This is a genomic window from Pseudomonas faucium, assembly GCF_021602585.1.
GTDB classification, from domain to species: Bacteria; Pseudomonadota; Gammaproteobacteria; order Pseudomonadales; family Pseudomonadaceae; genus Aquipseudomonas; species Aquipseudomonas faucium.
Map to the genome: position 1 here is coordinate 1 of NZ_BQIP01000031.1, position 25112 is coordinate 25112.

A 25112-nucleotide genomic window follows, 5' to 3' on the forward strand; every position below is an offset into this window, starting at 1 on the left:
CCTCGTCATCCTGTCCCGGAAATTAGCCAGAATTGCGTTCGCCCTGATGAAAAACCAAAGCGAATACATCAGTAACGGGGGCAAAAAACTTTGCCCCCAACCATAGAATCTCCCACAGGTACACCACAGTTCTCGAACGCTGTGGTCTACCTGTGGGAGCCGGCTTGCCGGCGATTGCGGTCTGTCAGGCTGTCGGCGCAGTGGCGAGCATCGACGGCCGCTCGCTCACCTCGGCATACCACGCCGCCAACCCCGGCTGGCGCTCGCGCCAACCGAAATCAGGCTGGCGCAAATCCAGATACCCCAGCGCACAGGCCACGCCAATCGCCGCCAGGTCGAAGCCCGACATCAGCTCCGGCAGGTGCTCCTGCTCCAGGTTGGCCAGGCTGCGGCGGATCTTCTCGCCCTGCGCCTGCAGCCAGCCCTCCCAGCGCTTGGCCTCCGGGCGCAGGAAGCTTTCATAGCGCGACGACACCGCCGCATCCATGATCGCATCGGCCTGGGACGCCAAGGTCATGCGCCGCCAGCGCGCCGAGCCCTCGCGGGGCAGCAGTGGGTTGCCCACATGCTGCAGGTCCAGGTACTCGCAGATGACCCGGCTGTCGTGCAGCACGGTGCCGTCTTCCAGGCGCAGGGCCGGGATCTTGCCGATCGGGTTGCCCTGGTTGAGCTGCGCGTCGCCGCTCACCGGGCTGATGTTCACTGGCTGCAGGGCCACCCGGTCAAGCTGGCCGGTCTCGTGCAGCACCACCATGACCTTGCGCACGAATGGCGACAGCGGCGAGTGGAACAGGGTCATCGTGGCCATGGCTCAGTTGCCTTGCAGGCTGGGTGGCAAGCACACGCCGGTGCCGCCGATGCCGCAGTAGCCTTCCGGGTTCTTGGCCAGGTACTGCTGGTGGTAGGCCTCGGCGAAGTACACGGTCGGCGCCTGGTCGATCTCGGTGGTGATCTCGCCGTAGCCGGCCTTGGTCAGCTCGGCCTGGAAGGTGTCGCGGCTGGCCTTGGCTTCGGCGAGCTGCTCTGGCGAGGTGCAGTAGATGGCCGAACGGTACTGGGTGCCGATGTCGTTGCCTTGGCGCATGCCCTGGGTCGGGTTGTGCAGCTCCCAGAACATCGCCAGCAGCTCGCGGTAGCTGACGCGGTCCTTGTCGAACACCACCAGCACCACTTCGGTGTGGCCGGTCAGGCCGGAGCAGACTTCTTCGTAGGTGGGGTTAGGGGTGAAGCCGCCGGCATAGCCGACCACGGTGCTGACCACGCCTTCACGCTGCCAGAAGCGGCGCTCGGCGCCCCAGAAGCAGCCCAGGCCGAAGATGGCGAAGTCGACGCTGCCTTCTAAGAACGGGCCGAGCAGGGGGGTGCCTTCGAACACGTAGTGGAACTCGGGCAGGCTCATCGGGGTTTCGCGGCCGGGCAGGGCTTGCTCGGCGGTTGGCATGACGTTTTTGTTCACCAGGATTTCCGAACGCAGGACCATGGCCGTTCCTCTGTGTTTTCAGTTGGATAGGTGTTGGTCTCATCGCGGATAAATCCGCTCCTACAAATGCGTGTAGGAGCGGATTTATCCGCGATGAGGCCCGAATGGACTCTATAGTGCCCGAGCTTTACGCAGCTGTCAGTCCATTGGACCGCGCGGATAGCGCTTGAGTTTTTCCGCCAGCTCACGCCCCGGAATCGGCCGGTCGAACAGGTACCCCTGGCCCACATCGCAGCGGTGCCGGCGCAAGAACGCCAGCTGCTCCGACGTCTCGATCCCCTCGGCTACCACCTTGAGCTTGAGGTTGTGGGCCATGGCCACCACCGCCGAGGTGATCTCCATGTCGTCCTGGTTGTCGGGGATCTCGTTGATGAAGCTGCGGTCGATCTTGATGATGTCGATCGGAAACTTCTTCAGATAGCTCAGCGACGAGTAACCGGTGCCGAAGTCGTCCATGGCCAGGGTCAGGCCCAGGGCCTTGAGCTCGTCGAGCTGGCGGTGGGTGTCTTCGGTGGCCTCCAGCAGCAGGCCTTCGGTCAGCTCCAGCTCCAGCAGGTGCGGGGGCAGGGCTTCTTCCTTGAGGATCGAGCCGATCGAGGCCACCAGGTCGGGGTCGGAGAACTGCTTGGGCGAGAGGTTGATGGCCACGTGCAAATTGCCCATGCCGGCCTCGCGCAGCTGCTGGCTCATGCGGCATGCCTGGCGCACCACCCACTTGCCGATGGGGATGATCAGGCCGGTTTCTTCGGCCACGCTGATGAACTGGTCGGGGCGGATCATGCCGCGCTCGGGGTGGTTCCAGCGCAGCAGCGCCTCCAGGCCCAGCAGGCGGCCGCTGCGCAGGCACAGCTTGGGCTGGTAGAACACCTCCAGCTCGTTCTGGGTCAGGGCGCGGCGCAGGTTGTTCTCGACGAACAGCTTGTAGCTGGCCTCGGCATTGAGCACCTCGGTGAACACCTGCACCTGGTGCTTGCCATTGGCCTTGGCCTTGTGCAGGGCCAGGCCTGCGTTCTTCATCAGGCTGGTCGGGTCGCTGCCGTGCAGCGGCGCGCAGGCCAGGCCCACCGAGGCGGTCACGTTGATCAGCTGGTTGTCGACGAACATCGGCTTGTCGAGCGTGCGCAGCAGTTGCAGGGCAACGCCCTGGCCGTCTTCCAGGCTGGTTTCGTCGAGCAGCACGGCGAATTCGTTGCTGGCAAAGCGCGCCAGCACGCCGCCGGCGCTGAGGCTGTTGCGCAGGCGCCGGGCCAGGCTGATCAGCAGCTTGTCGCCGGTCTGGTGGCCGAGGCTGTCGTTGATCCGCTTGAAGTTGTCGATGTCCACCAGCAGCAGGCAGGTGGGGCTTTCGCCTTCGCGGGCGAAGCGTTCGTCGAGGCTGCGGATGAAGGCCGGGCGGTTGCCCAGGTTGGTCAGGTTGTCGGTGTAGGCCAGGCGCTCGATGCGCTGCTGGGCCAGCTTGGTCTGGGTGACGTCTTCGTAGATGCCGATGTAGTGGGTCAGCTCGCGGTTGTCGCCATACACCTTGGAGATCGACAGCTGGCCCCAGTAGGGCTCCAGGTTCTTGCGCCGGCTCTTGAATTCGCCTTGCCAGCTGTTGCCCATGGCCAGGCTCGACGGCGAGTCGAACAGCAGTTCGCTGAGGTTTTCCAGCGCTGGCAGCTCGGCCAGGTGGTGGCCCTGGACTTCCTCGGTGCTGTACTGGGTGATCGCCGTGAAGCTGGGGTTGACGTACTCCACCACGCCGTCGCGGTTGACCAGCAAAAAGGCGCTGGCGCTTTGTTCCACGGCGCGCTGGAACAGGTGCAGGGCGCTGGCGGCGGTGCGCCGGTTGTGGTTGGTGATGACCTGGGCGAACTGGTCGGCCAGCTCGCCGGCAAAGGCGATTTCATCCGACTGCCAGGCCCGTGGCTGGCCGGTCTGCTCCAGGCACAGCACGCCGACCACCTGGCCATCGACGCGGATGCTGGCGTCGAGCATGGCGTTGTTGTCGGCCAGCAGGCTTGCGGCCAGCTCACGGGTGCGCGGGTCGTGGTTGGCGTTGTGCGCATCGATGGCGCGGCTGGCGTGGAGGGCGTCCAGGTAGTCGGGGAAGCGGCTGGCGTCGATGGCCTCGGGCAGGCGATGCACCTGCTCGTTGCGCAGCCAGGCGCTGATCGGCTCCAGGCGCTGGTCTTCCAGGTGCCAGATGCTGGCGCTGTCGACCTTGTAGATTTCGCAGGCGCTGCGGGTGATCAGCTGCGCGGCTTCGAGCAGCGAGTTCTCGGCGCTGTAGCGCTGGCGGGCCAGGCGCAGGATCAGGTCCTGCTGGCCGCGCACGCGCTCCAGGTGTTCGAGCTGCTCCTGCTGAGCGCGCTGGTTCAGTTGCAGGGCCAGTTCCAGGCGGTTGTTGCGTGATTCCAGGGCCGTGGCATCGAGCTCGTCGTCTTCGTCGTCCAGCACCGTGAGGAAGCCGCGCAGCAGCTGGCGGTTGTGCTGCTTGAAGGCTTCGCCGGTTTCCAGCACGCGCAGGGTGCGCGCCTGGGCGTGCAGGCTGTAGCGCACGCGGTAGTAGCTGCGCTGGTTGAGCTGCAGCTGGATGTCGTCGTGCAGGCGGTAGCGCGCCTCGGGCTCCATGAGGCTGGCATACGGCGCGTCGATCAGCGCGCACAGGTCGGAGGCCGGCAGGCCGAACTGCTGCTCGCAGGCCGGGTCGAGGTAGAGCATGGCCCAGGTGGCTTCGTTGAGCCTTTCGAAACGCAGCATGCCGAGCCGCGAGGGCACGGGAAGCTGCGTGACGACCTCGGCCGCCACACGGCTGGCGGCATCGGGTTGGCTTTTCATCGAAGACTCGCTTGAAGAGGGAGACGCGGCCTGGGCGGCGGCGCATCTGGCAAGGTTGCATCATGTCCCCAAGGCTGGCAAGCGGCCATGTGGGGTGTCATGTATATGTTTTCGGCGGCAGGGCGGGAATCCTTAGGGGTGCTGGAAAATGGGGGCCGCTTTGCGACCCTTTCGCGACACAAGGCCGCTCCTACAGATGACCGCGATCTGTCTGTAGGAGCGGCCTTGTGTCGCGAAAGGAGGGCAAAGCCCTCCCAAAAAATCGCAGGCAAAAAAAAGCCCCGCCAGATGACGGGGTTGAGGTACGAGCGTGGCAGCTCGAAAAGGGTACCTGCCTCCGCGAAGGGAGGCAGGCTGGCTGCGTGTTACAGCAGCATGGTGCGGATATCGCCCAGCACGTCGCCCAGGCGCTTGGTGAAGCGCGCGGCGGCGGCGCCGTTGATCACGCGGTGATCGTAGGACAGCGACAGCGGCAGCATCAGCTTCGGCTGGAAGGCCTTGCCATCCCAGACCGGCTGCATGGTTGCCTTGGACACACCGAGGATCGCCACCTCAGGCGCGTTGACGATCGGCGTGAAGCCGGTGCCGCCAATGTGGCCGAGGCTGGAGATGGTGAAGCAGGCGCCCTGCATGTCGTCGGCCGACAGCTTCTTGGTGCGGGCCTTCTCGGCGAGCGCGGCAGCTTCGGCAGCCAGCTGCAGCAGGCTCTTCTGGTCGACGTTCTTGATCACAGGGACCAGCAGGCCGTCCGGGGTGTCCACGGCAAAGCCGATGTGCACGTACTTCTTGCGGATGATGGCCTTGCCGCTTGGCGCCAGCGAGCTGTTGAAGTCCGGCAGTTCCTTGAGCAGGAAGGCGCAGGCCTTGAGCAGCAGCGGCAGCACGGTCAGCTTGACGCCAGCCTTCTCGGCCACGGCCTTCTGCGCAACGCGGAAGGCTTCGAGCTCGGTGATGTCGGCGGAGTCGAACTGGGTCACGTGCGGCACGTTCAGCCAGCTGCGGTGCAGGTTGGCGGCACCGACCTGCATCAGGCGGGTCAGGGCCACTTCTTCCACTTCACCGAACTTGCTGAAGTCCACGGCCGGGATCGGCGGGATGCCAGCGCCGCCGGTCGCGCCAGCGGCTGCTGGTGCTTCCTTGGCCTTCTGCATCATCGCCTTGACGTAGACCTGCACGTCTTCTTTCAGGATGCGGCCGTGCGGGCCGGTGGCCGCGACAGCGCCCAGCTCGACGCCGAACTCACGGGCCAGCTGGCGGACCGCCGGGCCTGCGTGAACCTTGGCGTTGCTGCCGGCAGCCGGTGCGCTGGCAACCGGTGCAGGGGCAGCGGCCGGGGCGGCAGCGGCAGGCGCGGCAGCTGGAGCAGGCGCCGCTTCAGCCTTGGCAGGTGCGGCAGCGGCCGGAGCCGGTGCGGCAGCCGGGGCAGCGCCAGCCACCTTGAGCTTGAAGATCAGGTCGCCAGTGCCGACTTCATCTTCTAGCTTGCACAGCACTTCTTCGACCACGCCAGCAGCCGGCGACGGGATCTCCATGGAGGCCTTGTCGGACTCCAGGGTGATCAGCGACTGGTCGGCTTCGACGGTGTCGCCGACCTTGACCAGCACTTCGATGATCTTGGCCTTGCCCGACGAGCCGATGTCCGGCACGTGGATGTCCTGCACGCTGGCGGCAGCCGGGGCTGCAGCAGGCGCAGGGGCGGCTTCGGCAGGCTTTTCAGCCGCAGCCGGTGCAGCAGCAGGGGCCGCGGCCGGAGCCTCGGGCGCCGCAGCGGCGCCCTCGGCTTCCAGCACCAGCAGTTCGTCGCCTTCTTTCAGGCGGTCGCCCAGCTTGACCTTCAGTTCCTTGATGACACCGGCCTTGGGCGCCGGGATCTCCATGGAGGCCTTGTCGGACTCCAGGGTCAGCAGGCTCTGGTCGGCCTCGATACGGTCACCGACCTTGACGAACAGCTCGATGATTTCACCTTCACCGCTGCCGATGTCAGGTACGCGAATGAGTTCGCTCACTTAAAAATACTCCTCAGCAGTCCAGTGGGTTGCGCTTGTCCGGATCGATGCCGAACTTGACGATGGCGTCGGCCACCACCTTCGGTTCGATCTCGCCACGGTCGGCCAAGGCTTCCAGGGCAGCCAGCACCACGAAGTGGCGGTCGACTTCGAAGAAGTGACGCAGCTTCTTGCGGCTGTCGCTGCGACCGTAACCGTCGGTACCCAGGACTTTGAACTCTTTGCTCGGTACCCACTGGCGAATCTGCTCGGCGAACAGCTTCATGTAGTCGGTAGAGGCGACAACCGGGCCTTTGCGGCCGGCCAGGCACTGCTCGACGTAGGTCTGCTGTGGCTTCTGGCCAGGCTTGAGGCGGTTGGCGCGTTCCACGGCCAGGCCGTCGCGACGCAGTTCGTTGAAGCTGGTGACGCTCCACACGTCGGCACCGACGTTGAACTCTTCACGCAGGATCTTCGCCGCTTCGCGAACTTCGCGCAGGATGGTGCCGGAGCCCATCAGCTGTACGTGGTGCGCGGCTTCGCGGGTGTCTTCCTCGAGTAGGTACATGCCCTTGATGATGCCTTCCTCGACACCGGCCGGCATGGCTGGCTGCTGGTAGGACTCGTTCATCACGGTGATGTAGTAGAAGATGTCCTGCTGCTCTTCGGTCATCTTCTTCATGCCGTCCTGGATGATCACCGCCAGCTCGTAGCCGTAGGTCGGATCATAGGTGCGGCAGTTCGGGATGGTCCCGGCCATCATGTGGCTGTGGCCGTCTTCGTGCTGCAGGCCTTCACCGTTGAGGGTGGTACGGCCGGCGGTACCGCCGATCAGGAAGCCACGGGTACGGCTGTCGCCAGCGGCCCAGGCCAGGTCGCCGATACGCTGGAAGCCGAACATCGAGTAGAAGATGTAGAACGGCAGCATCGGCTGGTTGTGGCAGCTGTACGAGGTACCGGCAGCGATGAACGACGACATGGCGCCGGCTTCGTTGATGCCTTCCTCGAGGATCTGGCCCTTTTTGTCTTCGCGGTAGAACATCACCTGGTCTTTATCGACTGGCTCGTAGAGCTGGCCGACCGACGAGTAGATGCCCAGCTGGCGGAACATGCCTTCCATGCCGAAGGTACGGGCTTCGTCCGGGATGATCGGGACGATGCGCTGGCCGATTTCCTTGTCCTTGACCAGCTGCGCGAGGATACGCACGAAGGCCATGGTGGTGGAGATTTCGCGGTCGCCCGAACCGTCCAGGATCGCCTTCAGGGTTTCCAGTGGCGGGGTCGGCACGCTGAAGCTCTGGGCACGGCGCTGAGGCACGAAACCACCCAGTGCGGCGCGGCGCTCGGCCAGGTACTTGGCTTCGGCGGAACCTTCTTCTGGCTTGAAGAACGGCAGGTTCTCAAGCTCGGCATCCTTGACCGGGATGTCGAAGCGGTCACGGAAGTGACGCAGGCTGTCGACGTCGACCTTCTTGGTGTTGTGCGCGGTGTTCTTGGCTTCGCCAGCACCGGTACCGTAACCCTTGATGGTCTTGGCCAGGATGACGGTCGGCTGCTCTTTGTGGTTGACCGCCTGGTGGTAGGCCGCATAGACCTTGTACGGGTCGTGGCCGCCACGGTTGAGCTTCCAGATCTCGTCGTCGGACAGGTCTTCGACCATGGCCTTGAGCTCTGGGGTGTTGAAGAAGTGCTCACGCACGTAGGCGCCGTCTTTGGCCTTGTAGTTCTGGTACTCGCCGTCGATGACTTCGTCCATGCGGCGCTGCAGGGCACCGTTGGTGTCCTTGGCGAACAGTGGGTCCCAGAAGCGGCCCCAGACGACCTTGTTGACGTTCCAGCCACCGCCACGGAACACGCCTTCGAGTTCCTGGATGATCTTGCCGTTGCCGCGAACCGGGCCGTCGAGGCGCTGCAGGTTGCAGTTGATGACGAAGATCAGGTTGTCCAGCTTCTCGCGGCCAGCCAGGGCGATCGCGCCCAGGGATTCCGGCTCGTCGCACTCGCCGTCGCCCATGAAGCACCAGACCTTCTGCTTGCCGGCCGGGATGAAGCCACGGGCTTCCAGGTACTTCATGAAGCGCGCCTGGTAGATCGCCTGGATCGGGCCCAGACCCATGGAAACGGTCGGGAACTGCCAGAAGTCAGGCATCAGCCAGGGGTGCGGGTACGAAGACAGGCCTTTGCCGTCCACTTCCTGACGGAAGTTGTTCATCTGGTCTTCGTTGATGCGCCCTTCCATGAAGGCACGGGCGTAGACGCCTGGCGAAGCGTGGCCCTGGAAGAAGATCAGGTCGCCGCCGTGTTCTTCGGTCGGGGCCTGGAAGAAGTAGTTGAAGCCGATGTCGTACAGGGTGGCGCTGGAGGCGAAGCTGGAGATGTGGCCGCCCAGGTCCGAATCCTTCAGGTTGGTGCGCATCACCATGGCCAGCGCGTTCCAACGCACCATCGAGCGAATGCGGCGTTCCATGAACAGGTCGCCAGGCATGCGTGCTTCGTGGGTGACAGGGATGGTGTTGCGGTATGGCGTGGTGATTGCGTATGGCAGCTGGGAGCCACTGCGGGTGGCCAGCTCGCCCATGCGGGTCATCAGGTAATGAGCGCGGTCTTCGCCTTCTTTGTCGAGGACCGACTCCAGGGCATCCAGCCATTCCTGGGTTTCGATTGGATCGAGGTCTTGCATGGCTTGCTCCAGGGCGGAAAGGCCACCAGAATCGGGGGCCTGAGTTTGCGACTGGCCTTATGGGCAGACGTCGTGAATTCTTGGATTGCCGGAGTGTGCACCGGCGGCGTGTAGTTTTACTACATTTGCTTTCGCATTTCATGCTTTTGCACGGTCGGGGTAGTAGTAAAACTACACAAATGCGACGTTTGGTCGCACCTTGGCTTGTGAGGAAAAACGTTCATGTTGGTTGGCTTTGTGTCGCGAACGGGTGATTCTTGATGTTTATTGCCAATGATTCGTTTTTTTCAGCTATTTCCAACTTTTGTACGACAGTCCAACCGTGGTCCAGCCTCCCCGTGGCCGCATTTACCCCTCTCTTTCACGCCGATCAAGGATAGACCATGCGCCTGCCTTTGCCGCTCGAACTGCCTGCCACCCTGCAACCGCTGGTCGCGCGCAACCAGCAGTTTCTGCTCGATGCCCTGGCTGGCCATCCTGAGCTGGACCTGAACAGCTGGAGCGCGGCGCAACGCCTGCAATTCGACCAGGTGGCGGCGGCCAGCGACTTCGTCCTCGGCCTGGCCCAGCGCGAGCCGGCGCTGCTGTTTGCGCTGCTGGCCAGCGGCGAGCTGGAGCGGCGTTATGCTGCGGGCGAGTTGCGCGGGCACGTCGCCGCCGCAGCCCAGGCGGCGCAGAGTGAAGAGGAGCTGGCGCGCAACCTGCGCCGCGAGCGCAACCGCCAGCAGCTGCGCATCATCTGGCGCGACATCACCCGCCAGGCCGAACTCGGCGAAACCTGCCGCGACCTGTCCGACCTTGCCGATTCGGCCATCGACGAAGCCTATCAATGGCTGTACCCGCGCCATTGCCAGCAGTTCGGCACGCCGATCGGCAACCGCAGCGGCCAGCCGCAGCACATGGTGGTGCTGGGCATGGGCAAGCTGGGGGCGGTGGAGCTGAACCTGTCGTCGGACATCGACCTGATCTTCGCCTTCCCCGAAGGCGGCGAGACCGAAGGGGTCAAGCGTTCGCTGGACAACCAGGAGTTCTTCACCCGCCTGGGCCAGCGCCTGATCAAGGCGCTCGACCCGGTCACCGTCGACGGCTTCGTGTTCCGCGTCGACATGCGCCTGCGCCCCTATGGCTCGGCCGGTGCCCTGGTGCTCAGCTTCAATGCCCTGGAGCAGTACTACCAGGACCAGGGCCGCGACTGGGAACGCTACGCGATGATCAAGGCGCGGGTGGTGGCTGGCGATCAGGCCGCCGGCGCCCAGCTGCAGGAGATGCTGCGCCCGTTCGTCTACCGCCGCTACCTGGACTTCTCGGCCATCGAAGCGCTGCGCACCATGAAGCAGCTGATCCAGCAGGAAGTGCGGCGCAAGGGCATGGCCGACAACATCAAGCTCGGTGCCGGCGGCATCCGCGAGGTGGAGTTCATCGCCCAGGCCTTCCAGTTGATCCACGGCGGGCGCGACCTGAGCCTGCAGCAGCGGCCGCTGCTCAAGGTGCTGGCCACTTTGGAGGGCCAGGGCTACCTGCCGACGGCGGTGGTGCTGGAGCTGCGCGAGGGCTATGAGTTTCTGCGCTACACCGAGCATGCCATCCAGGCCATCGCCGACCGCCAGACGCAGATGCTGCCGGACAGCGACCTCGACCGTGCGCGGGTGGCCTACATGCTCGGCTATGCCGACTGGGACAGCTTCCATCAGCACCTGATGCACTGGCGTGGCCGGGTCGACTGGCACTTCCGCCAGGTGATTGCCGACCCGGATGACGAAGACGGCGAGGGCGAGCTGGTGGTGGGCGGCGAGTGGTCGCCGCTGTGGGAGCAGGCACAAGATGAAGAAGCCGCCTGCCGGCAGTTGCAGGAGGCCGGCTTCGAGCAACCGGCCGAAGCCCTGCGGCGCCTGACCGGGCTGCGCGCCAGCCCGCAGTTGCGCTCGATGCAGCGCATTGGCCGCGAACGCCTGGATGCCTTCATCCCGCGTCTGCTGGCCCAGGCTGTGGAACACGATAACCCGGACCTGGTGCTGGAGCGCGTTTTGCCGCTGGTCGAGGCCGTGGCGCGGCGCTCTGCCTACCTGGTGCTGCTCACCGAAAACCCCAGCGCGCTGCGCCGGCTGCTGACCTTGTGCGCCGCCAGCCCCTGGATCGCCGAGCAGATCGCCCGCTACCCGCTGCTGCTCGATGAGCTGCTCAACGAAGGCCGGCTGTTCAGCCCGCCGATGGCGCCGGAGCTGGCGGCCGAGTTGCGCGAGCGGCTGACGCGCATCCCCGAGGACGACCTCGAGCAGCAGATGGAAGCGCTGCGCCACTTCAAGCTGGCCCACAGCCTGCGCGTGGCCGCCTCGGAAATCAGCGGCAACCTGCGCCTGATGAAGGTCAGCGACTACCTCACCTGGCTGGCCGAGGCCATCCTCGACCAGGTGCTGGCACTGGCCTGGCGCCAGACCGTGGCCCGCCACGGCCAGCCCAAGCGCAGCGACGGCAGCCTGTGCGACCCGGGCTTCATCATCATTGGCTACGGCAAGGTCGGTGGCCTGGAGCTTGGCCACGGCTCGGACCTGGACCTGGTGTTCATCCACGATGGCGACCCGCAGGCCGAAACCGACGGCGCCAAGCCGATCGACAGCGCGCAGTTCTACACCCGCCTGGGCCAGCGCATCATCCACCTGCTGACCACCCAGACCAACTCCGGCCAGCTGTACGACGTCGACATGCGCCTGCGCCCGTCCGGCGCCTCGGGGCTGCTGGTCAGTTCGCTGGGCGCATTCGAGCGCTACCAGCAGAACGAAGCCTGGACCTGGGAGCACCAGGCGCTGGTGCGGGCCCGCGTGCTGGTGGGCTGCAAGCAGCTGACCGCGGCATTCGAGAGCGTGCGCGCCAAGGTGCTGGGGCAGCCGCGCGACCTCGACAAGCTGCGCGTCGAAGTCAGCGAGATGCGCGCCAAGATGCGCGACAACCTGGGCACCAAGGCGACGGCCGCAGGCACTGCCAGCAATGCGTTCGACCACGGCATGGCGTTCGATATCAAGCAGGACGCCGGCGGTATCGTCGATATCGAATTTATGGTGCAATACGCCGCTCTGGCCTGGTCCCACGACCATCCGGCCATTCTCCGATGGACCGATAACATCCGCATTCTGGAAGAGCTGGAGCAGGCGCAGTTGATGCCAGCCAGCGATGCGATCCTGCTGCGCGAGGTGTACAAGGCGTTTCGTTCGGCTTCGCACCGCCAGGCCCTGCAGAAGCAGGCCGGGGTGATCGACGCGACGCAGTTTGCCGATGAACGCCGCGAAGTGCGGCGGATCTGGGGGCAGTTGGGGTTGACTTGAAGTCTGTGCTGGCCCCACCGCGGATAAATCCGCGCCTACGCCGCCTGTAGGAGCGGATTTATCCGCGATGGGGCCAGCACAAACAGCATCTACCCCTCGGTGGTACACTGTCCGCCACATAGCCTGAATATAAAGAGGGGAGGCCAGGCTGTAATGCAGCCTGCAGCCTCCCCGAGCGTTTCTGGACTAAGCATGAGAATACTGATCATTGGCCCCAGCTGGGTCGGCGACATGGTGATGGCGCAGACCCTGTTCCAGTGCCTGAAACAGCAGCACCCCGACTGCGTGATCGACGTCCTGGCCCCCGAGTGGAGCCGGCCGATCCTCGAACGCATGCCCGAGGTGCGCCAGGCCTTGAGCTTCCCGCTCGGCCACGGCGCGCTGGAGCTGGCCACGCGCCGGCGCATCGGCAAGTCCCTGGCCGGCCAGTACGACCAGGCCATCCTTTTGCCCAACTCGCTGAAGTCGGCGCTGGTGCCGTTCTTCGCCGGCATCCCCAAGCGCACCGGCTGGCGCGGCGAAATGCGCTTTGGCCTGCTCAACGACGTGCGCAAGCTGGACAAGGCCCGCTACCCGCTGATGATCGAGCGCTTCATGGCCCTGGCCTACGCGCCCGGTGCCGAACTGGCGCAGCCCTATCCGCGGCCCAGCCTGCAGATCGAAGCCGCGAGCCGCGAGGCGGCCATGGCCAAGTTCGGCCTGGAGCTGGACCGCCCGGTGTTGGCATTGTGCCCCGGCGCCGAGTTTGGCGAGGCCAAGCGCTGGCCTTCCGAGCACTATGCCGAGGTGGCCGACGCGATGATTCGCCAGGGCTGGCAGGTGTGGCTGTTCGGCTCGAAGAACGACCACGCCGTCGGCGAGCAGATCCGCGGCCGGTTGATCCCGGGGTTGCGGGAGGAGTCCTACAACCTGGCGGGCGAAACCTCGCTGGCCGAGGCCATCGACCTGATGTCCTGCGCCGATGCCGTGGTGTCCAACGATTCGGGCCTGATGCACGTGGCCGCCGCGCTGAACCGCCCGCTGGTGGCGGTGTACGGCTCCACGTCGCCTGGCTTCACGCCACCGCTGGCAGAGCAGGTGGAGATCGTGCGCACCGGCATCGAATGCAGCCCGTGCTTCGACCGCACCTGCCGCTTCGGCCATTACAACTGCCTGCGCCTGCTGGAGCCGGGCAAAGTCATCGCTGCCCTGCACAGCCTGGGCGGGCCGAACCTGATCGATGCCGTGGCCGAGGTCGACTAAGTGCGGGTACTGATCATCAAGACCTCGTCGCTGGGTGATGTGATCCACACCCTGCCGGCGCTCACCGATGCCGCCCACGCGATCCCGGGCATCCGCTTCGACTGGGTGGTGGAAGAAGGCTTCGCCGAAATCCCCAGCCGGCATCCGGCGGTCGACCGGGTCATCCCGGTGGCCATCCGCCGCTGGCGCAAGAACCTCTGGCAGACCCTCAAGAGCGGCGAGTGGAAGGCCTTCAAGCAGCGCCTGCGCGAGCACAAGTATGACCTGGTGATCGACGCCCAGGGCCTGGTCAAGTCGGCCTGGCTGACCCGCTACGTCAAGGCCCCGGTGGCCGGCCTGGACCGCTTCTCGGCGCGTGAAGGCCTGGCCAGCCGCTTCTATGACCGGCGCCTGTCGGTCGCGGTCGGCCAGCATGCGGTGGAGCGTGTGCGCCAGCTGTTCGCCATGGCCCTGGCCTACGACCTGCCGGAAGGCATCGGCAACTACGGCCTGGACCTCGACCGCCTGCAACTGCCGCCGGCGGCACCCTACGTGGTGTTCCTGCACGGCACTACCTGGGCGACCAAGCACTGGCCCGAAGCCTACTGGCGCGAGCTGGCCGAACGCCTGGGCCGGCGCAAGCTGCAAGTGCGCCTGCCATGGGGCAACCCGGCGGAGAAGGCCCGTGCCGAGCGCATTGCCCAAGGCTTGAACAACTGCCAGGTGCTGCCCAAGTTGAACCTTGCCGGCGTCGCCCGCGTGCTGGCGGCAGCCAAGGCCTGCGTGGCGGTGGACACCGGCCTTGGGCACCTGGCCGCGGCGTTGGATGTGCCGACCATTTCCCTGTTCGGCCCGACCAACCCGGGCCTGACCGGCGCCTATGGCCGCGTCCAGGTTCACCAGGCCAGCGACTTCCCCTGCGCGCCGTGCCTGCAGAAAAAGTGCACCTACAAACCGAGCGCCGACGACCTGCGCCGGTTCGATCTGAAACGCGAGTGGCCGCTGTGCTTCACTCGCCTGAATCCCGAGCATGTGGCGAGCCGCTTGAGCGCGCTGCTGCTGGCTGAGGATGTCCGTTGATGCAACTGGCTTTCGTGCTTTACAAGTATTTCCCCTTCGGCGGGCTGCAGCGCGACTTCATGCGCATTGCCCTGGAATGCCAGAAGCGGGGCCACCAGATCCGCGTCTACACGCTGATCTGGGAGGGTGATATTCCGCCGGGCTTCGAGGTGCTGGTAGCGCCGGTCAAGGCGCTGTTCAACCACCGGCGCAACGAGAAGCTCAGCGCCTGGATGGCTGCTGACCTGGCCAAGCGCCCGGTCGACCGCCTGGTGGGCTTCAACAAGATGCCGGGGCTGGACGTGTACTACGCCGCCGACGGCTGCTTCGAGGACAAGGCCCAGACCCTGCGTGGCGGCCTGTACCGGCGCTGGGGCCGCTACCGGCACTTTGCCGAGTACGAGCGGGCCGTGTTCGCCAAGGACGCGCACACCCAAGTGCTGATGATTTCCGAGGTGCAGCAGCCGCTGTTCATCAAGCATTACGGCACCCCGGTGGAGCGCTTCCACCTGCTGCCGCCAGGTATTTCCCAGGACCGCCGCGCGCCGGCCAATGCCGCCGAGATCCGCGCCGAGTTTCGCCGGGAATTCAACCTGGGCGATGACGACCTGCTGCTGGTGCAGATCGGTTCGGGCTTCAAGACCAAGGGCGTGGACCGCAGCCTCAAGGCCCTGGCCGCGCTGCCCTCGGCGCTGCGCAAGCGCACCAGGCTGATGGTCATCGGCCAGGACGACCCCAAGGTGTTCCAGCTGCAAAGCGCCACCCTGGGCCTGGGCGACCAGGTGCAGTTCCTCAAGGGGCGCAGCGACATCCCGCGCTTCCTGCTCGGCGCCGACCTGCTGATTCACCCGGCCTACAACGAGAACACCGGCACGGTGCTGCTCGAAGCCCTGGTGGCCGGCCTGCCGGTGCTGGTGTCCAAGGTTTGCGGCTACGCCCATTACATCGCCGAGGCCGACTGCGGCCTGGTGCTCGACGAGCCGTTCGAGCAAGAGCAGCTCAACCGCTACCTGCAGCGCATGCTCGATGAGCCGCAAGCGCGCGCCGAGTGGTCGCGCAACGGCCTGGCCTTTGCCGAGACCGCTGACCTGTACAGCATGCCGCAGCATGCTGCCGACGTGATCCTGGGGCAGGAGACCGCATGAAGCTGATACTGGCCGAACCCTTCAAGCGCCTGTGGGCCGGGCGTGACGCCTTCGAGGCCGTGGAAGCGCTGCAAGGCGAGGTGTACCGCGAGCTGGAAGGGCGCCGCACGCTGCGTACCGAGGTCGATGGCGAGGGCTTTTTCGTCAAGATCCACCGCGGCATCGGCTGGGGCGAGATCTTCAAGAACCTGTTCACCGCCAAGCTGCCGGTGCTCGGCGCCGGCCAGGAATGGCAGGCCATCCAGCGCCTGCATGAGGTGGGTGTGCCGACCATGACCGCCGTTGCCTATGGCGAGCGCGGCAGCAACCCGGCGACCCAGCACTCGTTCATCGTCACCGAAGAGCTGGCGCCGACCATCAGCTTGGAAGACTTCAGCATCGACTGGCTCAAGCAGCCGCCCGAGCCACGCCTCAAGCGTGCGCTGATCGCCGAAGTGGCGAAGATGACCGGCGGCATGCACCGCGCCGGGGTCAACCACCGCGACTGCTACATCTGCCACTTCCTGCTGCACACCGACCGCCCGGTGACGGCGGACGACTTCAAGCTGTCGGTCATCGACCTGCACCGCGCCCAGACCCGCGCCACCGTCAGCCGCCGCTGGCGCGACAAGGACCTGGCCGCGCTGTACTTCTCGGCGCTGGACATCGGCCTGACCCAGCGCGACAAGCTGCGCTTTCTGCGCGGGTACTTCCAGCGCCCGCTGCGCCAGGTGCTTGCCGAAGAGGCGGCGCTGATCGCCTGGCTCGAGCGCAAGGCGCAGAAACTCTACGACCGCAAGCAACGCTATGGGGATGCACTCTGATGGCGAGTTGGAACCTGGCGCCAGGCTATGAACACCTGGCGGCGGACTTCGGCAGCCTCGATGCGGTATTCGCCCTGCAGGGCGAACGCCTGACCCGTGACCCCATCAGCGAGGTCATCCGCATCGAGCGTGGCGGCGTCCACTATTACGTCAAACGCTACACCGGCGCCGGCAAGCACATGCGCCGCTACCTGGGCCGGCCGCGGATCAAGGCCGAATGGCAGAACCTCAAGCAGTTCGCCAAGTGGGGCATCCCCACCGCCGAAGTGGTCGCCTGGGGCCTGGAGCGCAACGGCCTGGCGTTTGGCCGCGGGGCGATGATCACCCGCGAGCTGCCCAACACCGAAGACCTGTCGGCGCTGGCCGAGCGCAACGACCCGCGCCTGGCCGACCGCCACTGGGTCGACCACCTCAGCCGCCAGTTGGCCCGGCACACCCGGGTGATGCACGAGCACCGCTTTGCCCACAACGACCTGAAATGGCGCAACCTGCTGGTCGACGACAAGGGCACGGTGTTCTTCATCGACTGCCCGACCGGCGACTTCTGGCGTGGCTTCATGTGGCGCCACCGCATGGTCAAGGACCTGGCGTGCCTGGATAAGGTCGCCAAATATCACCTGTCGGCGACCCAGCGCCTGCGTTTCTACCTGCAGTACCGTGGGCGCGAGCGCCTGAACCTGCGCGACAAGCGGCGCATTCGTCAGGTACTGAGCTTCTTCGAGGGAAGGGAATGACCGATTACCTGGCCAGCGCGGACATCGCGCTGCTCAAGCGCCATGGCCTGAACGATTTCGAGGCGCTGTGGGCGCTGCAGCTCGACGCCGTGGATGAACCCAACACCGGCCGTGGCGGCTGGAGCAGCGTGTTTCGCCTGGAGCTCGAAGGCAAGGGCTACTACCTCAAGCGCCAGTGCAACTACCTGACCCGCACCCTGCACCGGCCCTTGGGCGAACCGACCTTCGCCCGCGAGTTTCGCAACATCAGCCGTTACCAGAAGCTGCAGATCCCGGCCTTGCAGGCGGTGTTCTACGGCGAGCGCAAGCAGGGCGGCGAGCACCGGGCGATGCTGATGACCCGCGCGCTGGACGACTGGAGCGACCTGGAAAGCCTGCTGGCACAGTGGCCGCAACTGGCCGACGCCGAGCGCAGCGGCATCCTCCAGGCCACCGGCCAACTGGCGCGCACGCTGCACAGCGCAGGCCAGGTGCACGGCTGCTTCTACCCCAAGCACATCTTCCTGCGCCAGCGCCGTGACGGCTGGGACGCGCAACTGATCGACCTGGAAAAGACCCGGCCGCTGCTGTTCGGCAAGCGTGACCGGCTCAAGGACCTGGAGCCGCTGCTGCGCCGCGCCCGTGCCTGGAGCGAGGCGGACGTGCGCCAGCTGCTGGCCGCCTACCTGGCCAAGCCGGCCGACAGCGCCCTGGTCGGTACCTGGCTGCAAGGCCTGACGCAACGCCGTCGTGAAAAAGAGGCCCGCTGATGCGTTTGTCTGAATTGAAAGCCACCGGCCGCAGCCCATCGCTGCCGCTGTCGGTGACCCTGGCCGATGCCGCTGGCAGCGCCGAGCTGCAGCTGCTGAGCCTGCTGCGGGTATTGCCCGGCCAGCGCTACGTGGGTGCTGGCGTCTGGCGTGGTACGCCGGTGCTGGCCAAGCTGCTGGTGGGCAATAGCGCCGCCCGGCATTTCCAGCGCGAGCTGGAGGGTGTGAAACTGCTGGCCGAGCAAGGCCTGACCACGCCCAAGCTGTTGGCCGACGGCCTGAAGGAAGGCGAGGGCGGCTGGCTGCTGTTCGAGTACCTGGACGGTGCGCAAAGCCTGGCCGATGCCTGGGCCGCGGTGCAAGACCTGCCAGTGCTGGCCGACGAGCAGCACCTGGTGCTCGGTGAAGCGCTGACGGCCGTGGCGCAGATGCACGCCAAGGGCCTGTGGCAGGAAGACCTGCACCTGGACAACCTGCTGCGCCATGGCGGCCAGCTGTACCTGATCGACGGCGCCGGCATCAAGGCCGAAACGCCGGGCCAGCAGCTGTCGCGCTCGCGTGTGCTGGAAAACCTCGGGGTGTTCTTTGCCCAGTTGCCCAAGCGCCTGGAGCCCTTCATCGAAGAGCTGCTGGTGCATTACCTGCTGGCCAATGGCGAGCATGCCTTGCCCATGGAAGCGCTGCAGAAGCAGGTGGACAAGGTGCGCAACTGGCGCCTGAAGGACTACCTGGAAAAGGCCGGCCGCGAATGCACGCTGTTCAGCGTCGAGCGCAGCATGTCTGGCCTGCGGGCCATTCGCCGTGGCGAAGTGCAGGCCATGCTGCCGGTGCTGGAGCAGGCCGATGCGCTGATCGACCAGGGCCATTTGTACAAGACCGGCGGTGCGGCCAGCGTGGCACGCATCGAGGTGGGTGGCCGCACGCTGGTGCTCAAGCGCTACAACATCAAGAACACCGCCCACTGGTTCAAGCGCTTCTGGCGCCCGAGCCGTGCCTGGCATTCCTGGATCGAAGGCCACCGCCTGGAGTTCCTCGACATCGCCACGCCGCGCCCGCTGGCGGTGCTCGAGCAGCGGGTGATGGGCCTGCGCAGCCGGGCGTTTCTGGTCACCGAATTTGCCGATGGCCCGGACCTCACCGCGTGCTTCGCGCCGTTCGTGGAAAACGGCGATGCGCCTGAAGAGCAGGTCGATGCGCTGGTGCACCTGATGCAGCAGCTGATTCGCGAGCGCATCAGCCATGGCGACTTCAAGGGGCACAACCTGTTCTGGCAGAACGGCCAGTGGTCGCTGATCGACCTCGATGCCATGTGCCAGCACGCCACCCAGCTCAGCTTCGCCCCGGCCTATGCCCGTGACCGTGCGCGGCTGCTGCGCAATTGGCCAAGTGGCAGTGCCTTGCACCAGCGGCTTGACCGGTTGCTCCCGAAGCTGGACTGACGCAACACACTCCCGCCTTTGTGGTAGCCGGCAAGCCGGCTCCCACAAGAACTGCTGCTCAGTCACTGGTCAGCCTCAACGGCGCCAGAACAGTGCCCGTGCGCTGAGCAGCGCGGGTATGCCGAGCCCGACCCAGGACAATACATCCCAGCCGCCGTCGCCGAGCAGCGCGGCGAACAGGCCGCCGGCGCCCAGCAAGGCGATCAGCAGCGGCCAGGTGAACAGCCGCCAGGTGGATTGCGATCGGTGGCTCATGGGCGTGCTCCCTTGCCTTTGCGCTGCTTGCCCCACCACAGGTACAGGCCGCTGATGAGCACGACGATGGTCAGCACATCGAGCACGGCCCAGAGGACCTGCATCGGCCGCCCGCCGTAGTCGCCAAAGTGCAGCGGCTGCGACAGGCCCATGGCGTCCATGTACCAGGGGCGCTCGCCGACTGCCGTGACCGCCAGCGTGCGGGCGTCGATCAGCACCGGGGTCCACAGGTGCGAGGTCAGGTGCGTGGCGCCTTTCATGAACACGGCGTAGTGGTGTTCGCTGGAGAAGCGGGTGCCGGGGAAGGCGATGAAGTCCGGGCGCATGCCCGGGGCGGCCCGCTCGGCGATGGCCAGCAGCTCGCTGGCTGGGGCGCGTTCGGTCAGCGGCGGCGCATCGCGGTACGGGGCGACCATGGCGGCCAGGCTGTCGTTGCGCCAGGCGGCGATGACCAGGTCGGAGAGCGCGCTGATCACCCCGGTGACCCCCACGGTCAAGGCCCAGGCCAGGGTGACCACGCCAATCAGGTTGTGCAGGTCGAGCCAGCGCAGGCGGCGCGACTTGTCGTGGCGCACCGTGGCGAACGCCAGGCGGCGCATGAACGGTGCGTAGAGCACCGTGCCGGAGACGATCGCGACGACGAACAGCACGCCCATGAAGGCCAGCAGCAGCTTGCCCGGCAGGCCGGCGAACATGTCCACATGCAGGCGCAGCATGATCATCATGAAGCCGCCGTTGGCTGCCGGCATGGCCACGGCCTCGCCGGTACGGGCGTCGAGCATGAAGGTGTGCGACGAATTGGGTTCGGTGCCGGCGGTGGCGGCCGTGATCGCCATCACGCCATTGGGCTCGTCTTCGTCGAAACCGAAGTACTGCATCACCTCGCCAGGGCGGTGCTGCTCGGCCTTGATCACCAGTTGCTGCATGTCCAGGTGCGGGGTGCCGGGCGGCAGCTCGCGCAACTCGGCGGCATCGCCGAGCAGGTGTTCAAGCTCGTGGTGGAAGATCAGCGGCAGGCCGGTGAGGGCCAGCAACAGCAGGAACACCGTGCAAACCAGGCTGCTCCAGGTATGGATCACGGACCAGCGGCGGATGGTTGGGCTTTTCATTACATTTTATTTCTCGACGTTCAGAAAGACCAAAGCCGCCCACGGGGGGGCGGCTTGGCCGGCGAGCTCACAGCGTCAACTGCTTACCACTTGTAGGTGGCACTGGCGACCACGCTGCGCTCGTCGCCGTAGTAGCAGTAGTAGCCGTCGCAGGTGGAGATGTAGTCCTTGTTCAGCAGGTTGGTGGCGTTGACGGCCACCGAGGCGCCCTTGAGGCTGTTGTCCAGGCGGCCCAGGTCGTAGTGCACGGAGGCGTCGAACACGGTGTAGGCGTTGGCCTTGCCCAGGTAGGTATTGGCCTCGTTGCCGTAGGTGTTGCCGGTGTAGCGGGCGCCGGCGCCGATGCCGAAGCCGTCGAGCACGCCGGTGTGCCAGGTGTAGTCGGCCCACAGCGAGGCCTGCTGGTTGGGCATCAGCTGCAGGCGGTTGCCTTTGTACTGGCCGTCCTGCACTTCCGATTTGGCCAGGGTGTAGGCCGCGATCACCTTGAGGTTGTCGGTGACGTCGGAAACGGCTTCCAGCTCCAGGCCACGCACCTTCACTTCGCCGGTCTGGCTGGTGATCGGCACGCCGCCGACGTTGTTGGTGACCGAGACGTTTTTCTGGGTCAGGTCATACACGGCTGCCGACAGCAGGGTGTTGGAGCCCGGCGGCTGATACTTGATGCCCAGCTCCCATTGCTTGCCTTCGGTGGGCTTGAACGACTTCTCCGGGTCGGCGTCGGCGTGGCTGGCCGGCTGGAACGACTCGGCGTAGGACAGGTAGGGCACGAAGCCCGAGTCGAACACGTAGCTGATGGCGGCGTTGCCGCTGAATTTCTTGTCGCGCTGGGTGTTGGTGGCGTCACCCTTGTTGAAGAACTTGGTGCTGGTATGCACCCAGTCTTCACGGCCACCGAGGGTCAGGCGCCAGTTGTCCAGGGCCATCTGGTCCTGCACGTAAACGCCGGTCTGGCGGGTTTTCTGGTCGTAGTCGTAAAACGCCGTGGAGCGATCAGGGCGGGTGATCGGCAACCCGTAGATCGGGTTGTTGACGTTGCTGTCCGGCACGTTGAAGCCATAGATCGACAGGTAGTTGTTGTTGACGCGCTGGTGGTCGAGGCCGAGCAGCAGGGTGTGGCTGACGTCGCCGGTGGCGAAGTCGGCCTGGAAGTTGTTGTCCACCGCGAACTGGCTGATGTCTTCATCGGTGTTGGTGGACATGCGGCTGACGGTGCCGTCGTCTTTCACCGGGCCGCCGGGCTCGTAGTAGGCGCCGGGCGTGATGACCTGGAAGGCCAGGTCCGACTTGGTGTAGCGCAGGTTCTGGCGGAACTGCCAGACATCGTTCAGGCGGTGCTCGAAGGCATAGCCCAGCGCGTAGTAGGTGCGGTCGTAGAACTCGTAGTCCGGGTCACCGAGGTTCTTGTGATGCGAGATCTTGCCGAAGGGCATGTCGATCTTGGTGCCCTGGATCGGGCGGAACTGGCTGGTGGCGCCGGTATCGTCGCGGGTGAACTGGGACAGCAGGGTCAACGAGGTGTCGTCGTCGATGTTCCAGGTCAGGCTCGGGGCGATGTTGTAGCGCTTGTCGTCGATGTGGTCGATCTGCGTGCCGCCGTCACGGATCACGCCGCTGACGCTGTACAGGAACTGGCCCTGGTCGTCGATCTTGCCGGTGCTGGCGAAGTTGATCTGGCGGTGGTTGTCGCTGCCGTACTGCAGCTCGATTTCATGTTCGCTCTGCGCCTGCGGGCGGCGGCTGACCATGTCCAGCAGGCCGCCGGGCGGGGTCTGGCCATACAGCGAGGACGCCGGGCCGCGCAGCAGGGCGAGGCGGTCGAGGTTCCAGGTTTCGGCTTTCGGGTTGGCGTACACCCCGCGCGGCAGCGGCAGGCCGTCGAGGAACTGGGTGGGTTCGAAGCCGCGCACGCGCATCCAGTCATAGCGGGTGTCGCTGCCGTAGCTGGCCGAGACGATGCCCGGCATGTAGCGCACCGCGTCGTCCAGGCTGTGCACGCCGCGGTCGCTCATCTGCTGGCGGGTGGCGACGGAGATCGAGCGCGGCACTTCCACCAGCGCGGTATCGGTCTTGGTGCCGGCGGCGGTGCGCTTGGCAAGGTAGCCCTCCACCGGGCCCCAGGCGCTTTCGCTGTCGCTGCTGGCGTTCACGCTGGTTTCCGGCAAGGCCAGGCTGCCATCGGGCACGGCCACCAGGCTGTAGCTGCCGACGCTGCTTTGCTGCAGTTGCAGCCCGGTGCCGCGCAAGGCCGCCTGCAGGGCGCCGAGGCCGTCGTACTGGCCGTTGACCGGGGACGAGTCGCGGCCGCTGACCAGTGCCGGGTCGATGGCCAGGGCAATGCCCGACTGGCTGGCGATCTGGTTCAGGGTGCTGGCCAGCGGGGCGCTGGGCAGGTTGTAGGCGCGCGGGGCATTTTGCTCGGCGGCGAACAGGGCAGGGCTGGCCAATGGCGCGGCCAGGCCGATGGCCAGGGCCATCAGGCTGGGACGCAGGAAACGATCAACGGCACGGGACATGCAGCGGGCTCCTCGACGGATAAGTGCTTTCTGCTTCCTTGCCGAGCGAGATTTCAGAAGTGACAGGGGTAATCTGAAAAAAAGTGAGAATTGTTTGGTTTTGGTTGTGGGCTGTTCCGGCCCTATCGCCGGCAAGCCGGCTCCCACAGGAAAGTCACCGCTCAGAGGGGCTGTGCTTTTCTCTGTGGGAGCCGGCTTGCCGGCGATGAGGCCACTACGGTTGGAACTACTTGGGAACTACTTGGGAACTACGGTCACCCACCATTGCGTATGCCGCTCGACCTTGACCGGCAACGCCGGCACCAGCGAAGCCAGCGCCAGGTCGGTATCGGTCAGCGGGAAACTGCCCGACACGCGCAGGTCGGCAACTTCATCCGCCACGCCCAGGTGCCCGTTGCGGTACTGGCCGAGCTTGGCCAGCAGGTCGGCCAGGCGCACGTTGTCGACCACCAGCATGCCGCGGGTCCAGGCATCGGCGCCGGCCTGCACCGGGCCGACATGGCCCAGGCCATTGCTGCTCATCAGCACCTGCTGGCCCTCGTGCAGCACTTGCTCGTCGCCGCTGTTGAGCGGCATGGCGGCGACCGAGGCCTGCAGCACTTCCAGGCGCGTGCCGTGGTCTTCGCGGCGTACCAGAAAGCGCGTGCCCAGGGGGCGCAGGCGGCCATCGTCGGTGCGCACCAGCAAGGGGCGAGGGTCCTGGTGGCCGGTTTCCACCGAAATCTCGCCCTGGTGCAGCACCAGCACGCGCTGTTCGCCGGCGTAGTCGATATCGACCGCCGTGTGGCTGTTCAGGCTCAGCAGGGTGCCGTCTTCCAGGCGCAGGGTGCGCAGCTCGCCGGTGGCGGTGCGCTGGTCGGCCAGCCAGTAGCTGGGCTGCAGCGACGGCGCGCCGAGCCAGCCGAGCAAGGTGCCGAGCAGGAGCATGCCGGCCAGGCCGCTGCCGGCCCTGCCGATGCGCCGGCGCAGGCTGACACGTGATTGCAGCAGGGCCTGGCGGGCGGGGCCGGCGGCGGCGCTGACGCGCTGGTCGAGCACGCCAAGCTGGCGCCAGGCGCGGGCGTGTTCTTCGCTGGCGGCGTGCCAGCGCATGAATTCGTTGCGTTCATCGGCCGTGCCGCTGCCCTCGTCGAGGCTCAGTTTCCAGGCAATGGCGGCTTCCAGGACTCGGGCTGAAACCGGTGCAGCGTTCACGTCGGCTCCCCGTACAGGGCGATGTAGCACTGGCGCATGCCTTGGGCGATGTACTGGCGCACGCGCGACACCGACACCCCCAGGCGCTCGGCGATCTCGGCGTGGCCCATGCCGTCCAGGCGGTTGTGCAGGAAGGCGGCGCGGGCCTTGCTCGAGAGCTTGCCGAGCAGGCGGTCGATGGCCTTGAGGTCTTCGAGGATCAGGTGCTGGATTTCCGGCGAGGGGTGTTCGGCTTCCGGCAGGCGCGCCAGTTCGGCCAGGTAGGCCTGCTCCAGTGCGGCGCGGCGAAAGTGGTCGAACATCAGGCCCTTGGCCACGGCGGCGAGGAAGGCGCGCGGTTCGCGGGGGGTCTCCAGCTGTTCGCGGCCGAGCAGGCGCACGAACGTGTCCTGGCTCAGGTCTTCGGCACGCTGACGGCAGGCCATGCTGCGTTGCAGCCAGGCGAGCAGCCAGCTGCGATGGTCGCGATACAGCGCACCGACCAGATTGGCGTGTGGGCTTGGTGCAGAAGACACGCAGCGTCCCCCCGGAACGAATGCATTAACTAACGATAATTATTCGCGATTGTTGCAGAGGCGGGGGGTGGGGTGCAATGGACGCTTATCG

The 25112-nt window shown here is 65.9% G+C and carries 18 protein-coding genes and 1 pseudogene; 9 read left to right on the forward strand and 10 right to left on the reverse strand.

Annotated features, from left to right (window positions below; genetic code table 11):
- Positions 1-106, forward strand: a pseudogene (locus L6D75_RS27555) (IS110 family transposase); the annotation flags it as partial.
- A gap of 78 nt (positions 107-184) precedes the next feature.
- On the opposite strand, the gene L6D75_RS24740 reads toward L6D75_RS27555, so the two are convergent.
- From L6D75_RS24740 to aceE, 5 genes are all read right to left on the reverse strand, one after another.
- The gene (locus L6D75_RS24740; protein ID WP_176516965.1) at positions 185-808 is read right to left on the reverse strand and encodes a glutathione S-transferase; all 624 of its coding nucleotides are present in this window, start codon (positions 806-808) and stop codon (positions 185-187) included.
- Between the two features lie 3 nt (positions 809-811).
- Entirely contained in the window at positions 812-1480 is a 669-nt protein-coding gene (gene msrA, locus L6D75_RS24745) for a peptide-methionine (S)-S-oxide reductase MsrA (RefSeq protein WP_176516963.1), read from the reverse strand.
- A gap of 138 nt (positions 1481-1618) precedes the next feature.
- Positions 1619-4300 (reverse strand): putative bifunctional diguanylate cyclase/phosphodiesterase, encoded by a 2682-nt coding sequence (locus L6D75_RS24750; RefSeq protein ID WP_176516961.1) that lies wholly within the window; start codon positions 4298-4300, stop codon positions 1619-1621.
- A gap of 365 nt (positions 4301-4665) precedes the next feature.
- Positions 4666-6306 (reverse strand): dihydrolipoyllysine-residue acetyltransferase, encoded by a 1641-nt coding sequence (gene aceF / locus L6D75_RS24755; RefSeq protein WP_176516959.1) that lies wholly within the window; start codon positions 6304-6306, stop codon positions 4666-4668.
- Between the two features lie 13 nt (positions 6307-6319).
- On the reverse strand, positions 6320-8965 hold the full coding sequence (aceE, locus tag L6D75_RS24760) for a pyruvate dehydrogenase (acetyl-transferring), homodimeric type (RefSeq protein ID WP_176516957.1): 2646 nt from the start codon (positions 8963-8965) through the stop codon (positions 6320-6322).
- 383 nt (positions 8966-9348) lie between these two features.
- On the opposite strand from aceE, the gene glnE reads away from it, so the two are divergent.
- From glnE to L6D75_RS24800, 8 genes are all read left to right on the forward strand, one after another.
- Complete coding sequence (glnE, locus tag L6D75_RS24765) at positions 9349-12282, forward strand: bifunctional [glutamate--ammonia ligase]-adenylyl-L-tyrosine phosphorylase/[glutamate--ammonia-ligase] adenylyltransferase (RefSeq protein WP_176516956.1); 2934 nt, start codon at positions 9349-9351, stop codon at positions 12280-12282.
- A 192-nt stretch (positions 12283-12474) separates the two neighbouring features.
- A complete protein-coding gene (waaF, locus tag L6D75_RS24770) occupies positions 12475-13524 on the forward strand; it encodes a lipopolysaccharide heptosyltransferase II (protein ID WP_176516954.1) in 1050 nt (349 codons plus the stop codon).
- Positions 13525-14583 carry a lipopolysaccharide heptosyltransferase I gene (gene waaC / locus L6D75_RS24775; protein ID WP_176516952.1) on the forward strand — a complete coding sequence of 353 codons (1059 nt, stop codon included), beginning with the start codon at positions 13525-13527 and terminating at the stop codon, positions 14581-14583.
- Positions 14583-15707, forward strand: coding sequence for a glycosyltransferase family 4 protein (locus L6D75_RS24780; protein WP_176516949.1), 1125 nt, complete (start codon positions 14583-14585; stop codon positions 15705-15707). The genes waaC and L6D75_RS24780 overlap by 1 nt, the downstream gene beginning before the upstream one ends.
- On the forward strand, positions 15704-16510 hold the full coding sequence (rfaP, locus tag L6D75_RS24785) for a lipopolysaccharide core heptose(I) kinase RfaP (RefSeq protein ID WP_176516947.1): 807 nt from the start codon (positions 15704-15706) through the stop codon (positions 16508-16510). Before L6D75_RS24780 ends, rfaP begins: the two co-directional genes overlap by 4 nt.
- A complete protein-coding gene (locus L6D75_RS24790; protein ID WP_176516945.1) occupies positions 16510-17244 on the forward strand; it encodes a lipopolysaccharide kinase InaA family protein in 735 nt (244 codons plus the stop codon). Before rfaP ends, L6D75_RS24790 begins: the two co-directional genes overlap by 1 nt.
- Positions 17241-17993, forward strand: a complete 753-nt coding sequence (locus L6D75_RS24795; protein ID WP_176516943.1) for a lipopolysaccharide kinase InaA family protein — start codon at positions 17241-17243, stop codon at positions 17991-17993. The genes L6D75_RS24790 and L6D75_RS24795 overlap by 4 nt, the downstream gene beginning before the upstream one ends.
- Positions 17993-19432: a lipopolysaccharide kinase InaA family protein gene (locus L6D75_RS24800; RefSeq protein ID WP_176516941.1), complete on the forward strand. Its 1440-nt coding sequence runs from the start codon at positions 17993-17995 to the stop codon at positions 19430-19432. Before L6D75_RS24795 ends, L6D75_RS24800 begins: the two co-directional genes overlap by 1 nt.
- A gap of 75 nt (positions 19433-19507) precedes the next feature.
- Here the strand turns inward: L6D75_RS24800 and L6D75_RS24805 are convergent, their stop codons facing one another.
- The 5 genes from L6D75_RS24805 to L6D75_RS24825 form a co-directional block, all read right to left on the reverse strand.
- Positions 19508-19687: a hypothetical protein gene (locus L6D75_RS24805; protein WP_176516939.1), complete on the reverse strand. Its 180-nt coding sequence runs from the start codon at positions 19685-19687 to the stop codon at positions 19508-19510.
- Positions 19684-20796 carry a PepSY-associated TM helix domain-containing protein gene (locus L6D75_RS24810; protein WP_176516937.1) on the reverse strand — a complete coding sequence of 371 codons (1113 nt, stop codon included), beginning with the start codon at positions 20794-20796 and terminating at the stop codon, positions 19684-19686. Before L6D75_RS24810 ends, L6D75_RS24805 begins: the two co-directional genes overlap by 4 nt.
- Before the next feature lie 83 nt (positions 20797-20879).
- A complete protein-coding gene (locus tag L6D75_RS24815; protein ID WP_176516935.1) occupies positions 20880-23312 on the reverse strand; it encodes a TonB-dependent siderophore receptor in 2433 nt (810 codons plus the stop codon).
- Positions 23313-23549: 237 nt separating this feature from the next.
- Positions 23550-24506, reverse strand: a complete 957-nt coding sequence (locus tag L6D75_RS24820; protein WP_176516932.1) for a FecR domain-containing protein — start codon at positions 24504-24506, stop codon at positions 23550-23552.
- The gene (locus tag L6D75_RS24825) at positions 24503-25021 is read right to left on the reverse strand and encodes an RNA polymerase sigma factor (RefSeq protein WP_236193877.1); all 519 of its coding nucleotides are present in this window, start codon (positions 25019-25021) and stop codon (positions 24503-24505) included. The genes L6D75_RS24820 and L6D75_RS24825 overlap by 4 nt, the downstream gene beginning before the upstream one ends.
- Between the last annotated feature and the right edge of the window lie 91 nt (positions 25022-25112).

Excerpts from the sequence above, each read along its gene's own strand:
- L6D75_RS24740 (WP_176516965.1), bottom strand. The coding sequence starts at position 808 with ATGGCCACGATGACCCTGTTCCACTCGCCGCTGTCGCCATTCGTGCGC.
- msrA (WP_176516963.1), bottom strand. The coding sequence starts at position 1,480 with ATGGTCCTGCGTTCGGAAATCCTGGTGAACAAAAACGTCATGCCAACC.
- L6D75_RS24750 (WP_176516961.1), bottom strand. The coding sequence starts at position 4,300 with ATGAAAAGCCAACCCGATGCCGCCAGCCGTGTGGCGGCCGAGGTCGTC.
- aceE (WP_176516957.1), bottom strand. The coding sequence starts at position 8,965 with ATGCAAGACCTCGATCCAATCGAAACCCAGGAATGGCTGGATGCCCTG.
- glnE (WP_176516956.1), top strand. The coding sequence starts at position 9,349 with ATGCGCCTGCCTTTGCCGCTCGAACTGCCTGCCACCCTGCAACCGCTG.
- waaF (WP_176516954.1), top strand. The coding sequence starts at position 12,475 with ATGAGAATACTGATCATTGGCCCCAGCTGGGTCGGCGACATGGTGATG.
- L6D75_RS24780 (WP_176516949.1), top strand. The coding sequence starts at position 14,583 with ATGCAACTGGCTTTCGTGCTTTACAAGTATTTCCCCTTCGGCGGGCTG.
- rfaP (WP_176516947.1), top strand. The coding sequence starts at position 15,704 with ATGAAGCTGATACTGGCCGAACCCTTCAAGCGCCTGTGGGCCGGGCGT.
- L6D75_RS24790 (WP_176516945.1), top strand. The coding sequence starts at position 16,510 with ATGGCGAGTTGGAACCTGGCGCCAGGCTATGAACACCTGGCGGCGGAC.
- L6D75_RS24795 (WP_176516943.1), top strand. The coding sequence starts at position 17,241 with ATGACCGATTACCTGGCCAGCGCGGACATCGCGCTGCTCAAGCGCCAT.
- L6D75_RS24800 (WP_176516941.1), top strand. The coding sequence starts at position 17,993 with ATGCGTTTGTCTGAATTGAAAGCCACCGGCCGCAGCCCATCGCTGCCG.
- L6D75_RS24805 (WP_176516939.1), bottom strand. The coding sequence starts at position 19,687 with ATGAGCCACCGATCGCAATCCACCTGGCGGCTGTTCACCTGGCCGCTG.
- L6D75_RS24810 (WP_176516937.1), bottom strand. The coding sequence starts at position 20,796 with ATGAAAAGCCCAACCATCCGCCGCTGGTCCGTGATCCATACCTGGAGC.
- L6D75_RS24815 (WP_176516935.1), bottom strand. The coding sequence starts at position 23,312 with ATGTCCCGTGCCGTTGATCGTTTCCTGCGTCCCAGCCTGATGGCCCTG.